Here is a 16,140-nt window from a genome sequence, read left to right as displayed (position 1 = left end):
CAAAAGCCCCGGCAGGGGCTTTTTGCGAACAGGAACGTTTAGAATTATGTGATTAATTTTGCGGGGCAAAAGCACGTAAAACAGTAGTAACGATAGTATCCACCTTTTGGTCGAGCAGTTCGCCTTCTGGCAGAGGCAGTAAATCGAGTACTTGCGGCCAAAATAGTAACCCTTGGAATACGCTCACGTAGACGTTGGTGATGGTAGTTAAATCGGGCGCTTCGAGTTTGTTCGCCGCGATGGCTTGTTCAAACCAGTGACTGACTGCTCGAGTCCGATATAGCTTTTGAGTCATGCTTTTGGCGAGCTCAGGCTGACGGAAAAATTCCATAATAATGGTGCGAGAAAGCGCAATCCCGTAGGTTTGATACATGACATCAATTTCTTGGTAAGTGACTTTTCGCAGTTGCTCATCCAGTGGCTGACTAGGGTTAAACGGGTAGTCGCGATTGCGTACGCTATTTTCTTGGATTTCGGCAAGAACTGCTTCAAATAGCAGCTCTTTACTTTCAAAATGTCGATACAAAGTGCGCTTCGAAACTTCCGCTGCCGTACTAATGTTATTCATATTCGCGGCTAAAAATCCATTTTCTATAAACTCTTGCTTTGCCGCGTCAATAATTGCGATTCGCTTCTGCTCCGAGCGTGTCATGTTGGTACTCCTAGTATTCTATAGCACTAGTGTAACAACACTTAATTAGTAGGTAAACTTATGAGTTTACTTTTTTGAAAAGCTGAAATAGAATCCGCAAAAATAGACATAGCTTTAATTTGTCTTCTCGCTTATACATCGGGTCAATATGTCAGGTCCCAATTGGAGATTACTGTGAAAAAGGCGCACAAATCATCTGCAAGAATTGCATTGAACAAACTCGCACTAGCGATTGGTTTATCTGTTGCTAGTTTATCATTAGTTGGTTGTGGTGAAGAGGCGACTGCGCCTACAGAAACAGCCCCAGTAGTTAAACCTGCTTTGACGGAAGTTGTTGCGGCAAGCCGTAGTGACAGCCTCAGTTTTAATGGCGTTGTGCGAGCCGCAGAAAGAGCGGACTTGTCATTCCGTGTCGGTGGCTTGATCAATGAGCTACTGGTCAATGAAGGCGATCGTGTGATCAAAGGTCAAGTATTGGCACGTTTAGACTCGCGTGATGCCCAAACGGCTTTAGCATCAGCAAAGCTTGAGCTGTCTAACGTTGAAGTGGAATACCAGCGCGCTAAAGCGATTTACGAGAAGAGCAAAGCGATCTCGAAAAGCCAACTTGATGAAATTACCACTCGCTACAATCTAGCCAAAAACCGTCGTGATGAAGCTCAGCGTCAGCTAGATTACACCGAAATCAAAGCACCATTTGATGGCATTATTGGTCGCCGCTTTGTCGACAATTTCGTCCAAGTTCAAGCTAATGCACCGGTGTTTATTTTGCATGATCTTGATGATCTAGAAGTAGTTATTTACATCCCTGATAGCGTGATGTTGTCGTCTGTTGCGGGAACAGAAGCCAAAGCTGAAGTGAGCGCGATTCCTAACCATCTGTTTGATCTTAAGTTGAGAACCTACGCGACTCAGGCGGATCCTGTCAGCCAAACCTATGCAGTAGTACTTGGTTTTGAGAACCTTGACGGCTATCGAGTGTTGCCGGGTATGACAGCAAAAGTAATTCCAGCGGAAGTAGAAGATCAAGCGCTCGCGACGACCATCACGCTGCCAATTATTGCGGTTATTCCTGATAACCAAGGTAAACAATATGTATGGGTTGTCGGCGCAGGCAATAAAGTCGAGAAACGTTACGTCGATGTCGGGGCGTTAAGTCGCGATCGTGTAGTGATCAAAGACAACTTAAAAGCGGGCGAGCAGGTAGTAATTGCCGGTATGTCGAGTTTGCAAGATGGTATGGAAATCCGTCCTATGACCAATGGTAACAACGGAGCTCAATAATGAACTTAGCTCGTTATACGATTGCCAAGCGCACCAGCGTTTGGGTATTGATTGCGCTAATTTTGCTAGGTGGCTACATCAGCTACCTAAAATTGGGTCGATTTGAGGACCCTGAATTTGTTATCCGTCAGGCGGTAATCAACACGCCTTATGCGGGCGCAACGGCGCAAGAAGTGTCTGATGAAGTGACCGATGTGATTGAGGGGGCAGTGCAATCGCTGCAAGAACTCAAGGAAGTAAAGTCGGTTTCTAAGCAGGGCATGTCCGAAGTAACGGTAGAGATCAAGCTTGAATTTGCCAAGAGCTCAGCGGATCTGCAGCAGGTGTGGGATAAGCTACGCCGCAAAGTCTCCGATGCGCAGCGCCAATTGCCTCCAGGGGCGGGTCCTTCGATCGTCAATGATGACTTTGCTGATGTATACGCGCTGTTTTATGCCGTGACAGGTGAAGGTTTTACCGATAAGCAGTTACAAGATTACGTTGATACTTTACGTCGTGAATTGGTATTGGTGCCGGGGGTGGCCAAGACTGCTACTCTGGCGGAGCAGCAAGAGACAATTTTTGTCGAGATTTCGAGTGAGCGTTTGGCAAGCTTTGGTGTCTCTGCACAACAAGTGTTCCAAGTACTACAAAAGCAAAACGTAGTCACAGTTGCGGGCTCAATCGATACGCGAGATATGCGTATTCCGGTGATTCCAAGCTCGAACATTCGTTCATTTGATGACTTACGTAACCTGCAAATTGGTGTAGGACAAGACAACCAAGTCATGCGTCTTGGCGATATTGCTAACGTAACACGTGGTTACCAAGAGCCTGCGAGCATGTTGATGCGTTATAACGGTCAACGCGCGGTTGGTTTTGGTATTTCAAACGTGACTGGCGGTAACGTGGTTGAGATGGGCGACGCGGTTAAAGCACGTTTAGCCGAATTAGATGCTCAGCGTCCACTCGGTATGGATCTGCATGAAATTTCAATTCAGTCGGATTCAGTACGCGCATCGGTGGCGAACTTTATCGATAACTTGATTGCCGCAGTAGCGATCGTATTTATCGTGCTGTTGATGTTCATGGGCGTACGCTCTGGGGTGATCATCGGCTTCGTGTTGCTACTAACCGTTGCTGGCACCTTGTGCATCATGTTCATTGAAGATATTGCGATGCAGCGTATCTCGCTGGGTGCTCTGATTATTGCGCTCGGTATGCTGGTGGACAACGCCATCGTAGTGACAGATGGTATTTTGGTGCGCTTGCAGCAAAACCCAGATGAAGATAAAGAAACGATTGTTTCTGAAGTGGTAGACGCAACCAAATGGCCGCTACTGGGTGGTACGGTTGTAGGTATCTTTGCTTTCAGTGCGATTGGCCTATCCCCTTCGGATATGGGGGAATACGCCGGCTCGCTATTTTGGGTAATTCTTTACTCTATGTTCTTAAGCTGGGTGTTTGCGGTGACCGTGACGCCAATGCTCTGCTTTGACTTCCTGAAAGTGAAAGCGACCAAAGGCGAGATTAAGCCGGGTCGTATGATGACCATGTACAAAGCGTTGCTCGCTTGGGTACTGCGTAATCGCATGATTAGCTTAATGGCGATCCTTGGTTTGATGGTTGCGGCTATTTATGGTCTGCGTTACGTGCCTCCGGGCTTTATGCCAGACTCTCAGCGTCCGCAGTTTGTTGTTGATGTCTACTTGCCACAAGGTTCTGATATCAGCCGTACTGAGCGTTATATCGCGGCGATTGAGAAAGACGTAAAAGCCAAAGATGGCATCACCAACATCACCAGCTTTATTGGTGGTGGCGGTCTACGCTTTATGCTGACTTACGCACCAGAAGCGCGTAACACCAGCTACGGTCAGTTGTTGATTGATATTGATGACTACAAGAAAATCGCGCCATTACTGGTTGAACTGCAAGATGAGTTGTCAGTGAAATACCCAGAAGCGTCGATCAAAGTATGGAAATTCATGCTAGGTCGCGGTGGCGGTAAGAAGATTGAAGCCGGCTTTAAAGGTCCTGATAGCCAAGTGTTACGTCAGCTATCTGAGCAAGCCAAAGCGATTATGCATGCTGACAGCAACCTGATCGCGATTCAAGATGATTGGCGTCAACAAGTGCCAGTGTTGCGTCCGGTTTATTCAGCAGAAAAAGCGCAGCGCTTTGGTTTGACTACGCAAGAGATTAACCAAGCCATTGCACAAACGCTGTCTGGTCGTAATGTCGGTGTATACCGCGAGGGTGATGACTTGATCCCAATCGTTGTGCGAGCGCCAGAAAACGAGCGTGATCATCAGCGTGCGGTTGAAAACACCGAAGTGTATAGCGGAACCGCTGGTGGCTTCATCCCTGTGAGTCAATTGGTCGATTCCGTCGATGTGGTATGGCAAGACGCGATTTTACGTCGTATCGACCGCATGCCAACGATTTTGGTACAAGCTGACCCGGCACCTGGCGTGCTGACAGCGGATGCCTTTAATGGCGTGCGTGACAAGATTGAGGCGATTGAGTTGCCACCAGGCTATGAGCTGATTTGGTACGGTGAATACAAGGCATCTAAAGATGCCAATGAAGGTCTAGTTATTTCAGCGCCATACGGTTTTGCGGCGATGATTTTGTCGGTGATCTTTATGTTTAACGCGATTCGCCAGCCGTTAGTAATTTGGTTAACAGCACCACTAGCAGTGATTGGCGTGACCGTTGGCTTGATTGTATTCCAAACGCCATTTGAGTTTATGGCAATTTTAGGCTTCCTCAGCTTGATAGGTATGATGGTGAAAAACGCCATCGTGCTAGTGGATCAAGCCGATGTTGAGATAGCGCAAGGTAAACTGCCGTACTTTGCGATTATCGATGCGGCGACGAGCCGTGCGCGCCCAGTTTTACTGGGGGCATTGACTACCATCTTAGGTGTGGCTCCGCTACTTATTGACCCGTTCTTTAAGAGTATGGCGGTAACTATTATGTTTGGTTTGCTATTCGCAACTATCCTCACTCTGGTGGTCATTCCGTTATTTTATGCTCTCTTTTTTAGAGTCAAAGTAGAGCAATAAACCTTATCGGGACAGACGGAAAAGAGAAGCCACCGCATTTGCGGTGGCTTTTTCTTATCTGATTTTTGCTAGTTAGCCGAATCTAAGCCAAGTAAAAACGCTGACCTAGCGTTTTTCGACTAGGGTGATCGCGCCAATATAGCAACTGGCAAGACACTCGCCACAACCGTTGCAGTTATCGTGAAGTGTTGGTGTGTCGTTATCGAGCAGTGTCAGCGCTTGTTTAGGGCAATCATCGACACACTCTTGGCAGTTTCCAAATAGACGAGCATTGCAGCTTTGGCTGAATGTTGGTCGCCAACCGGTATCTGTCGTGTTTAGCATATTCAATGCTTGAGTAGGACAAACTGCAATACATTCAGTACAAAAGTTGCAGTGATTGAGGCTGAGATCCATGATTGGACCATTTGCCTGCATGCTTAGTACGCCTTGCGGGCATGCGGTAACGCAATCACCACATTGATTACATAGGCGGTTAAATAACTCTTCTTCAACCGCTCCGAGAGGGCGAGAAGCGTTAATCACCGCCTGCGGTTCTTCAATCGATTGTGTCACGCCTCGTGAGACAGCACGAAAGAAACCACGGCGACTGCTGTTCATTTCATTAAGCTCAATAGCTAGTTCGATACTGTCTGGTTTCATTACTCTGCCTCTTGCCAATAATTGCGGCGTTCTGCGCTTTGCAATTGCTGTTCTTCGCAGTAGAAATGGAGCCAAGCAAAAGTGAATGCAGCCAGTTGGCGATAAAATTCCGTGTCGGCGTGTTTCTGCATACCAGTTAGCATGATTGGTGCGAATGGCATCAAGTGCTGGCTAATCAGTTGATTCGCTTCTGCACGCTTATCTTGCTCAAGCAGCAGTGACACCAGCATGAGCATTAAGCCGATATGATCTTCTGGTTCACGCAAACCCGTATCACACTCCATACCGAGTTGGCGGGTAAATTCACGATACTCAATGGTTGAAGAACCAAATAGCGCATTCTCTTTATCTAAGTATACCGATCCCCATGGTGGGCAAGGCATATCACCGCTACCTTGCAACAAATTGAAGTAGTCGGCTTCTAGAGTGTCACTGGCAACGTCCTTCGCGAGTTTTGCAAGATTTGTTAATAACTCGTCATCTTGTGTCGCAAATGCATTTAAGATGTTTTGACCATCTTCAGAGTGAGGAGAGTAGTAAAATAGACCGCCTAATAGGCGAAAAAGCGTAATTTCGTATGGCATAAATAAAACTGCGTTAGGTTTTTGCCGAGCATACCCGCTTCAAAATCTGAAATAAATGCGTTTAGTCAAAAATTAAATGCAATAGTGTTCATTTAATAATGCGAACTATTTCGATTAAATATTTCAAATTATGTTAACTAGTTCAAAAATATGACCAAGATCTCATTTATGAAACTGGATGGGTGAGATTTTGAGTAGCACGGAAAAAATGTTGATTGAGCGCAATATTAACCTTACTACTTAAGGGGTAAAAGGGGGACTGCAAAAGACCACAGAGTCTTTTCTCACAACCAATGAGAAGTTGTCCTATGAAAAATACACTGAAAGCATTAATGACCGGTGGCTTTACGAGACGTGATTTTATCAAGTCTTCGACAGCCGTCGGTGGACTGGCTGCGACGGCCAGCGCAATTTCACTCCCTTTTAAGTCAAGCCCTGTTGCTGCTGCCACTAATGAAGCGATCGAAGAAAAAGTAGTTTGGAGTGCGTGTACCGTAAACTGCGGTAGCCGTTGTCCACTACGTATGCACGTTGTTGATGGCGAAATTAAGTGGGTGGAAACCGATAACACCGGTGACGATGTGTACGGTAACCACCAAGTGCGCGCATGTCTACGTGGCCGCTCAATGCGCCGTCGCGTTTACAACCCAGACCGTTTGAAGTACCCAATGAAGCGCGTCGGTAAGCGTGGTGAAGGTAAATTCAAACGCATCAGTTGGGAAGAAGCGTACGATGAAATCGCTAATAATATGAAGCGCATCATCAAAGAGCACGGTAACGAAGCAATCTACCTCAACTACGGTACCGGTACGCTTGGTGGCACAGTAACGAAGTCTTGGCCTCCAGGTAGCTCGCTAATCGCTCGTATGATGAACCTAAGCGGTGGTTACTTAAACCACTACGGTGATTACTCTACGGCGCAAATCACGGTAGGTCTTGATTACACTTACGGTGGCGGTTGGGCTTACGGTAACTCATTCTCAGATCTTGAGAACACTAAGCTAATTGTTCAGTTCGGTAACAACCCAGCAGAAACGCGTATGTCAGGTGGTGGTCTTATTCACCATTTGATGGAATCTAAAGAGCGCTCAAAAGCTCGTATGATCATGATTGACCCTCGTTACACGGACACGGCAGGTGGTCGTGAAGACGAGTGGATTCCAATTCGTCCAGGTACTGATGCGGCATTTATCGCGGCGATGGCTTACGTGATGATCACGGAAGACCTAGTCGATCAACCTTTCTTAGATAAATACTGTGTTGGTTACGATGAGAAAACGCTACCAGCGTCAGCACCAGCGAAAAGCGATTACAAGTCGTACATTCTAGGTCAAGGTCCTGATGGTATTGCGAAGACGCCTGAGTGGGCTGCGCAAATTACCGGTATCCCAGTGGATACCATCATCAAAACAGCGCGTGAGATTGGCTCAACCAAACCTTGTGCAGTGTTGCAAGGCTGGGGTCTACAGCGTACTGCGAACGGTGAAATCGCGGCACGTGCCATCGCTATGCTTGCACTACTTACAGGTAACGTAGGTATCAATGGTGGTGGTACTGGTGCTCGTGAATCGGATTACAACATCCCATTTGTGCGTTTCCCAACCTTAAAGAACCCAGTGAAAGCGTCGATTCCGATGTTCCTATGGACAGATGCTATTGTGCGTGGTCCTGAAATGACGGCAACACGCGATGGTATCCGTGGCGTTGAGCAGTTGAACGTACCAATCAAGATGATTTGGAACTACGCAGGTAACTGTATCATCAACCAGCATTCTGATATCAATAAGACGCATGAAATCCTGCAAGATGACAAAGCGTGTGAGTTAATTGTGGTGATTGATAACCACATGACTTCATCGGCGAAATACGCGGATATCGTACTGCCTGACTTAACTACATCAGAGCAAGCTGACTTCTGTATGGATACAAAAGCAGCGAACATGCCTTACTTTATCTTCGCTGATAAAGCGATTGAGCCGCAGTTTGAAGCGAAAGGTATCTACGAGATCTGTTCTGAGATTTCGAAACGCATGGGTGTGGGTGAGCAGTTTACCGAAGGTCGCGATCAAGAAGGTTGGCTACGTCACCTTTACGCATTGACTCGTGAGCAAGATCCTACGCTGCCTGATTTTGAAACTATGCGCAAGCTTGGTATCTACAAGCGTCGCGATCCAAACGGTCACTATGTGGCTTACAAAGCATTCCGTGAAGATCCAGAAAACAATCCATTGGGTACGCCTTCTGGCAAGATTGAGATCTACTCAGAGCGTCTAGCGAATATCGCGGCGACTTGGGAACTGCAAGAAGATGAAGTGATTCACCCGCTACCAATCTATGTGTCAACTTTTGATGGTTGGGACTCGAAGAAGCGTGATCAATTCCCACTGCAATTGACCGGTTTCCACTATAAGGCACGTTGTCACTCAACCTACGGCAACGTTGACATCATCAAGGAAGCCGCTCGCCAAGAGATGTGGATTAACCCATTGGATGCGCAGCAGCGTGGCATCGAAAATGGTGATTTGATCCGTATCTTCAACGAACGCGGTGAAGTGCATATCCCAGCGAAAGTGACGCCACGTATGATGCCAGGTGTCGTCGCGCTAGGCGAGGGTGCATGGTACGCACCAGATAAGAACAAGGTGGATAAAGGCGGCTGTATTAACGTATTGACGACTCATCGTCCAAGTCCGCTGGCTAAGGGTAACCCTCAGCATACCAACTTAGTAGAAGTTCAACTGGTGAAGAAGGCATAAGGTTAAACCATGAAACAATACGGCTTTTATATTGATTCAAGCAAGTGTACCGGTTGTAAAACGTGTCAGCTTTCTTGTAAAGACAACAAAGACCTAGATGTAGGTCGTAACTACCGTCGTGTGTATGAATACGCAGGTGGTAACTGGGTAGAAGATAACGGTACTTGGCGCCAAGATGTGTTCTCTTACTACGTGTCGGTTGCGTGTAACCACTGTAGCAACCCAGCGTGTACTAAAGTGTGCCCAAGTGGTGCCATGCACAAGCGTGAAGACGGCTTTGTCGTAGTTGACACCGACAAGTGTATCGGTTGTCAGTACTGCTCAATGGCTTGTCCTTACGGCGCTCCTCAGTACAACAAAGAAAAAGGTCACATGACTAAGTGTGATGGCTGTTACGAGCGTGTCGCTGAAGGTTTGAACCCAGTATGTGTGGATTCTTGTCCACTGCGTGCATTGGAGTTTGGTCCTATCGATGAGCTGCGTGCGAAATACGGCACCAATGCCGAAGTCGCGCCGCTACCGCCAGCGTCACTGACTCAACCAAATATCGTCATTAAACCAAACCGCCATGCACGTCCTTGTGGAGACACCACAGGCTTCTTGGCTAACCCGAAGGAGGTGTAATATGGCATGGCATGAATGGCCACTTATCGTTTTCACGGTATTGGCACAAACCTCTGTAGGTGCGTTTTTAGTATTAGCGACGATGCTTTTGACCAAGCAGCTTTCAACCGGTGCTGAAGAGCGCCTGCATAAAGCGATGTTTGGTCTTTGGGCGGTGATGGGCTTGGGTTTCCTTGCTTCTATCATGCACTTGGGTAGCCCACTGCGCGCAATGAATGCGTTAAACATGGTTGGCAGCTCTTGGCTATCGAATGAAATCGCATCAGGCAGCGTATTCTTCGCACTAGGCGGTCTGTTCTGGCTACTGTCTGTACTAGACAAAGGCAGCGAAGCGATTCGTAAAGCGCTGATGATTGGTGCAATGGTGGTTGGCATTGTGTTTATGTACGCAATGGCAATGGTGTACATGATTGATACTGTACCAACTTGGTATACATCACTCACACCTGCAGCGTTTGTTGTTACCATGCTTGTCAGCGGTACGGCTCTAGCGCAGTTGCTACTTTCTGTAGCAAACCATGATAATTCAGCGGCTGATAAAGTACTGCCTGCGATGGGCTTGATTGGTCTATTTGCCGTGGCGATCTTGGTAATGCAATTAACCGCACACCTAGGTGCGATTGAAACTAGTGTTGCTGCAGCACTATCCGTTGTGCCAGATTACAGTTCACTGCAAACCACTCGTTTAGCGCTGCTATCAGCAGGTATCGCGCTATGGTTACTGCCAGTCGTGCGCCGCACTCCGATTACTGCTGCGCCAATGGCGATTGCATTTGCATTGATCGTGGTGTCTGAACTGATTGGTCGTGGCGTGTTTTACGGCATGCACATGACAGCAGGTATGTAGATACTGGGTGTTTAGCCATTAAAGCGAACATCAAGCGAAGCCCCGTCATCATTTGCGGGGCTTTTTTTGTCTGCAATCACCACTAAGGTGGCTACTTGGCGAGCATCGCCACTTTTTTTAGAAAGCTATCGCGTAGGTGCTCTTGGTCGTACTCTAAATGATAGGTGTTGTGGAAACCTACTTTTAATTCAACGCCATTGCCGCGCAAGAAAACGTTATAGCCGTCATAGTCGGAGAAGGCTTCGACCCCCTCATATATCTTGCCAAATTCAGTTGGTGTGCCGTTGTTCATCACACACTCATACGCTTGCAATACTTTGGTCGGATCTAGCTCGTTTTCCATTTCGATCTCCTCGCTAAAACACATACTATTATTGTGGTCAATAATTGAGTGACACGCCAATCAAATCGAGCAACTGGTGTATATACGATTGGTAATCTACTGATTAATTCACAGTTAAATACGTATACCAGAGTAAAATGAATCTTGTGAGTGGTTAGATTTGTCATCAACATCAATCATTTTGCTGACGCGAGGTGAATTATGGAACTAACGAATTTCGTTGCTCAAGAGCATACCATTTGGAATCTGTTTATCGCTTTACTACTCGGTGCTATCGTTGGTACTCAGCGTGGTTGGGTGATGCGTAATAGCGTTGAGGGCAGTCGAGTCGCTGGCATCCGCACATTCTCCTTGGTTGGGCTACTCGGCGGTCTCGTGGGTATTCTCGCGGCTCATTACTCTCCGTTACTGATTGGCTTTGCTCTGATCGCTTTGGTGATACTGGCTTGCATTGCTTTTGTTATCCAACAGAAGAAAAGTGAAGATATTAGTATTACTGGTGTGGTGAGTTTAATTGTCACATTCGTCCTTGGCACATTAGCGGTGTCAGGCGAAGCCGTTTTAGCCGCCGCGGCAGCGGTGATCACGGCTGTCGTCCTAGATAACAAGAAAGAACTGCACCAAGCACTGCAAAAGCTGCAAGAGTACGAACTCGATGCCGCGTTACGTTTATTACTTATCTCAATAGTGCTGTTGCCGCTACTGCCAAATCAAACCTATGGTCCATGGAATGCCCTTAATCCCTATGAGATCTGGTGGATGGTGGTACTGATCGCCAGTATCTCTTTCGTTGGTTATTTTGCGATTAAGATTGGTGGCACTAAACGAGGCATTTTGTTTACCTCGGTGTTTGCCGGGCTTAGCTCCTCGACGGCATTGACTCTGCAGTTTTCTCACTTGTCGCGAGAACAAGCCAATATTAGCCCGCTACTCGCCAGCGGTATCTTGCTTAGTTGCGGCACCATGTTTCCACGTTTATTGATTGTTTTGTCGGTGCTGAATCCACAATTGGTCAAAATACTTTGGCCGATTGTGTTAGTGATGATGGTGGCGCTCTATTTGCCGGCGTGGTGGATCTGGCGCAGCAGTAAGATTGAAACCGTTGAACAGCCAAATCAGAAAACCAACCCGTTGGCACTTCAATCAGCGCTATTCTTTGGCGTGGTGCTGGCGGTGATCATGTTGTTAAGCCACGCATTGTCGGATTGGTTTGGTAACGCGGGTACTTTGATTTTGGCTGCGCTTTCAGGCATTACTGATGTGGATGCTATCTCACTTGCGCTAGGGCGACAAAGTACACAAACATTAAGCGTGCAGACTGCGGCTCTAGGGATTTTTATTGCCGCTTCAGTTAATACCATTGTCAAAATGGGGATGGTGGTCAGTATCGGCAACAAAGCGCTATGGTCAAAAGTTGCACCGGTAATGATTGGTTGCGTGCTTTCGGGTGGGGCGGTGTTGGTTGTGATGGCTTGAGTGAGAATAATACCAATCAGCATAAGTCTTTGAGCATTCTTGCTGATTAAAATCGCTGATAACGTTGTTGCAGATTTTGTAATTAGAATAACTAGTTAGCGGCAATCTGCGCCTAGTTCTAAGCGATTTTTCTTGCGCAATTTTCTGACCACTTACTTATCCTGATTGGTATAACCGGCAATAAAAAACCCTCGCCGAGGCGAGGGTTTGTATATCGAAAAGCGCGTTAATTAGTTAACTGCTTTTTCACGAGCTTGTTCAGCTTGATCTGCTTGGATCGCAGTTAGTGCTACTGTGTACACGATATCGTCTACTAGAGCGCCACGAGACAGGTCGTTAACTGGCTTGCGCATACCTTGCAGCATTGGACCGATAGAAACTAGGTCTGCTGAGCGTTGTACTGCTTTGTAAGTCGTGTTACCAGTGTTTAGGTCTGGGAATACGAATACAGTTGCTTTACCAGCTACTGGAGAGTTAGGAGCTTTAGAAGCTGCTACGTTTTCCATGATTGCTGCGTCGTACTGTAGAGGACCATCGATGATTAGATCAGGACGTTTCTCTTGAGCTAGCTTAGTTGCTTCACGTACTTTATCAACGTCTGCACCCTTACCAGATTCACCAGTAGAGTAAGAGATCATTGCTACGCGTGGTTCGATACCGAATGCTGCTGCAGAGTCAGCAGATTGGATAGCGATTTCAGCAAGCTGTTCAGCTGTTGGATCTGGGTTGATCGCACAGTCACCGTAAACCAGTACTTGGTCAGGTAGTAGCATGAAGAACACAGAAGATACGATTGACGCATCAGGTGCAGTCTTGATGATTTGGAACGGAGGAACGATAGTGTTCGCCGTAGTGTGAACAGCACCAGAAACTAGGCCGTCAACTTCGTCGTTCTCAAGCATCATTGTGCCTAGGAATACTGAATCTTGTAGTTTCTCACGAGCCACTACTTCAGTCATACCTTTAGAGCCACGTAGCTCAACTAGACGAGCAACGTAGTTTTCACGTACTTCATCAGAGTTGATGATAGTTACGCCAGCACCTAGCTCAACGCCTTGTTGTGCAGCAACGCGACGGATTTCGTCTGGGTTACCTAACAGCACACATTCCGCGATACCGCGCTCAGCACAGATAGCCGCAGCTTTAACTGTACGTGGCTCGTCACCTTCAGGAAGAACGATACGTTTAGCCGCTTTACGAGCGAATTCAGTTAGCTGGTAACGGAATGCTGGTGGGCTTAGACGACGAGACTTCTGAGTGCCTTCAGTCATAGACTCGATCCAGTTGCCGTCGATGTGACCTGCAACGTGATCGTTGATGAACTCGATACGCTCTTTATCGTCAGCTGGAACTTCGATGCTGAAGCTTTGCAGGTTCAGCGACGTCTGCCAAGTGTTACCTTGTGCTTTGAAGATAGGTAGGCCAGTATCGAATGCTGGTTTACATAGACCTTCAATTTCTTGAGGGATGTCGTAACCGCCAGTCAATAGGATTGCGCCGATTTCTACGCCGTTCATTGCTGCTAGTGCCGCTGCAACGATAACGTCAGGACGGTCAGCAGAAGTAACAAGTAGAGAGCCTGGTTTGAAGTGCTCAATCATGTTTGGTAGTGAACGTGCACAGAACGTGATGCTCTTGATGCGACGAGTCGCGATGTCACCAGCGTTGATGATGTCAGCATTTAGGTGTTGAGCCATGTCGATCGCGCGAGTTGCGATTAGATCGATTGACCAAGGCACGCAACCAAGTACACGAATTGGAGAAGTGTTGAAGATTTCCATCACTTTCATTTCGTTAGTTTGTGCGCTGTCTGCATCGTCAAACATTTCTGATAGATCTGGACGAGTACGACCAGCTTCGTCAACAGGAGCGTTAAGCTTGTTGATGATTACACCAGAGATGTTTTTGTTCTTAGTACCGCCGAAGTTAGAACATGCTACTTCGATACGTTCTTTAAGCTGAGCTGGGTTATCTAGACCAGGAGTCGCAACAAGTACGATCTCTGCGCCAAGAGTTGCCGCGATTTCAGCGTTCACTTGGTTTGCAAATGGGTGCTTACGAGTTGGTACTAGACCTTCGATAAGTGTTACGTCCGCATCTTTGTTGATTTGGTTGTAACGTTCAACGATAGTTTCTAGAAGCTCATCCATGTTGTCGTTACCGATTAGGCTTTCAGCAACAGACATTTGCATTGGAGTGCCGATCTGCATATCGCTGTTTGCGCCAACGATAGTAGAAGTTAGATCAGGCTGATCGCCGCCAGAACGTGGCTGTGCGATAGGCTTGTAGAAAGAAACTTTAACGCCCTTGCGCTCCATAGTGCGAAGAACACCCATGCTAACACTAGTAAGACCAACACCAGCGCTAGTAGGGATAAGCATAATAGTACGAGACATCGACTAATTACCTTACATTATTGGATTAAAAGCTCAATTACGTATTCCTTGAAGAGTTCATGGAATAGGAGTTGAGCCCCTAAATTTCTATTTTTAGAAAATACTGGCCAGCCCAAAGGCTAGCCAGTGGAGTCAATTACAGACCTGCTAGACGAGCAGTGTCTTCAGCGATAACTAGCTCTTCGTTAGTAGAGATAACCATTGCTGGGATGCGGCTGTTTGCAGTAGTGATAGTGCCTTCACCACCGAAACGCGCTTTAAGGTTTGCTTCGCTGTCTACTTCGATACCGAAGATAGCTAGACGGTTAAGAACCATCTCACGGATTGGGCCAGAGTTCTCGCCGATACCGCCAGTGAAAGTGATTGCGTCTAGACGACCTTCTAGAGAAGCTGTGTAACCTGCTACGTATTTAGCTAGACGGTGACAGAACACGTCCATTGCACGAGTTGCTTCTTCTTTTTGACCGTAGTTGTCTTCAACGAAACGACAGTCTGAAGTCACTTCAGTTAGACCTTGTAGGCCAGACTCTTTAGTTAGCATGTTGTTGATTTGCTCTACAGAGTAACCTAGTGCGTCGTGTAGGTGGAAAATGATCGCAGGATCGATGTCACCACAACGAGTACCCATTACTAGACCTTCAAGAGGAGTTAGACCCATAGAAGTATCTACAGATTGACCGTTCTTGATTGCACATACAGATGCGCCGTTGCCTAGGTGACAGTTGATGATGTTAACTTCTTCAACTGGTTTGTTTAGTAGACCTGCAACTTCACGCGTGATGAATAGGTGAGAAGTACCGTGCATGCCGTAACGACGGATGCCGTGCTCTTTGTACAGGTTGTACGGTAGAGCGTATAGGTAAGACTCTTCAGGCATAGTTTGGTGGAACGCAGTGTCAAATACAGCAACGTTTTGTAGGCCAGGGAAGTTTACTTTCGCAGCTTCGATACCGATAAGGTGCGCAGGGTTGTGAAGAGGTGCGAAAGTCGCAGCGTCTTGAATACCCTTTAGAACTTCATCAGTAATAAGTGCAGATTGAGTGAACTGCTCGCCACCGTGTACGATACGGTGACCGATAGCGCCTAGGTTAGCTTTAAGCTCAGGCTTAGAAGCAAGAATAGTTTCTACCATGAAAGATAGTGCTTCTACGTGAGCTGCGCCTTCGCCTAGTTGAGCTTCGTGCTTGCCATCAAGTTTCCATTTCATACGAGCTTCTGGTAGACCAAGACACTCAGCAAGACCGGTTAGGTGCTCAGCACCAGTTTCTGCATCAACAACAGCAAATTTAAGAGAAGAACTACCACAGTTTAAAACTAATACTAGCTTAGACATGTATGACTACCTGTTTATCGTCTGAAATATCGTGGGCAATAAAACACAAAGCGAACTCATTGGAAAAAGGCTCACAACAATAGCTGTGAACCTCATCGACGAGCTAAGCTCTGCTCTCATCACCGTAGATATCAAAATCAGTTAGGATGAAAATTT

The 16,140-nt window shown here is 46.9% G+C and carries 12 protein-coding genes; 6 read left to right on the top strand and 6 right to left on the bottom strand.

Annotation, left to right across the window (positions count from 1 at the left end; genetic code table 11):
• Nucleotides 1-52: 52 nt before the first annotated feature.
• A complete protein-coding gene (locus GZN30_RS07575) occupies nt 53-652 on the bottom strand; it encodes a TetR/AcrR family transcriptional regulator (RefSeq protein ID WP_075648674.1) in 600 nt (199 codons plus the stop codon).
• 174 nt (nt 653-826) lie between these two features.
• On the opposite strand from GZN30_RS07575, the gene GZN30_RS07570 reads away from it, so the two are divergent.
• Both GZN30_RS07570 and GZN30_RS07565 read left to right on the top strand, forming a co-directional pair.
• Nucleotides 827-1,936, top strand: coding sequence for an efflux RND transporter periplasmic adaptor subunit (locus GZN30_RS07570; protein WP_075648673.1), 1,110 nt, complete (start codon nt 827-829; stop codon nt 1,934-1,936).
• Nucleotides 1,936-4,983: an efflux RND transporter permease subunit gene (locus GZN30_RS07565; RefSeq protein WP_075648672.1), complete on the top strand. Its 3,048-nt coding sequence runs from the start codon at nt 1,936-1,938 to the stop codon at nt 4,981-4,983. The genes GZN30_RS07570 and GZN30_RS07565 overlap by 1 nt, the downstream gene beginning before the upstream one ends.
• 105 nt (nt 4,984-5,088) lie before the next feature.
• Here GZN30_RS07565 and GZN30_RS07560 read toward each other — a convergent pair whose 3' ends face one another.
• Nucleotides 5,089-5,625: a 4Fe-4S dicluster domain-containing protein gene (locus tag GZN30_RS07560; protein WP_075648671.1), complete on the bottom strand. Its 537-nt coding sequence runs from the start codon at nt 5,623-5,625 to the stop codon at nt 5,089-5,091.
• Entirely contained in the window at nt 5,625-6,209 is a 585-nt protein-coding gene (locus GZN30_RS07555) for a TorD/DmsD family molecular chaperone (protein ID WP_075648670.1), read from the bottom strand. Before GZN30_RS07555 ends, GZN30_RS07560 begins: the two co-directional genes overlap by 1 nt.
• Before the next feature lie 308 nt (nt 6,210-6,517).
• Between GZN30_RS07555 and GZN30_RS07550 the strand changes: the two genes are divergently transcribed.
• The 3 genes from GZN30_RS07550 to GZN30_RS07540 are packed head-to-tail and all read left to right on the top strand — an operon-like array spanning nt 6,518 to nt 10,436.
• Nucleotides 6,518-8,965: a DmsA/YnfE/YnfF family dimethyl sulfoxide reductase gene (locus GZN30_RS07550; RefSeq protein ID WP_075648669.1), complete on the top strand. Its 2,448-nt coding sequence runs from the start codon at nt 6,518-6,520 to the stop codon at nt 8,963-8,965.
• Nucleotides 8,966-8,974: 9 nt separating this feature from the next.
• Nucleotides 8,975-9,589 carry a DMSO/selenate family reductase complex B subunit gene (locus GZN30_RS07545; protein WP_075648668.1) on the top strand — a complete coding sequence of 205 codons (615 nt, stop codon included), beginning with the start codon at nt 8,975-8,977 and terminating at the stop codon, nt 9,587-9,589.
• Nucleotide 9,590: 1 nt separating this feature from the next.
• Nucleotides 9,591-10,436, top strand: coding sequence for a DmsC/YnfH family molybdoenzyme membrane anchor subunit (locus GZN30_RS07540; RefSeq protein WP_075648667.1), 846 nt, complete (start codon nt 9,591-9,593; stop codon nt 10,434-10,436).
• Between the two features lie 91 nt (nt 10,437-10,527).
• On the opposite strand, the gene GZN30_RS07535 is transcribed toward GZN30_RS07540, so the two are convergent.
• Nucleotides 10,528-10,779, bottom strand: coding sequence for a DUF3081 domain-containing protein (locus GZN30_RS07535; RefSeq protein ID WP_075648666.1), 252 nt, complete (start codon nt 10,777-10,779; stop codon nt 10,528-10,530).
• A gap of 201 nt (nt 10,780-10,980) precedes the next feature.
• On the opposite strand from GZN30_RS07535, the gene GZN30_RS07530 reads away from it, so the two are divergent.
• Nucleotides 10,981-12,255: an MgtC/SapB family protein gene (locus GZN30_RS07530; RefSeq protein WP_075648665.1), complete on the top strand. Its 1,275-nt coding sequence runs from the start codon at nt 10,981-10,983 to the stop codon at nt 12,253-12,255.
• A gap of 230 nt (nt 12,256-12,485) precedes the next feature.
• Here GZN30_RS07530 and pta read toward each other — a convergent pair whose 3' ends face one another.
• A complete protein-coding gene (pta, locus tag GZN30_RS07525) occupies nt 12,486-14,651 on the bottom strand; it encodes a phosphate acetyltransferase (RefSeq protein ID WP_075648664.1) in 2,166 nt (721 codons plus the stop codon).
• A 136-nt stretch (nt 14,652-14,787) separates the two neighbouring features.
• Nucleotides 14,788-15,984, bottom strand: coding sequence for an acetate kinase (locus GZN30_RS07520; RefSeq protein WP_075648663.1), 1,197 nt, complete (start codon nt 15,982-15,984; stop codon nt 14,788-14,790).
• Nucleotides 15,985-16,140 lie beyond the last annotated feature (156 nt).

Origin of the sequence: Vibrio ponticus, assembly GCF_009938225.1 — a bacterium.
In the GTDB taxonomy this organism is placed as follows: domain Bacteria; phylum Pseudomonadota; class Gammaproteobacteria; order Enterobacterales; family Vibrionaceae; genus Vibrio; species Vibrio ponticus.
This window is presented reverse-complemented; position numbering and strand designations above follow the sequence as displayed.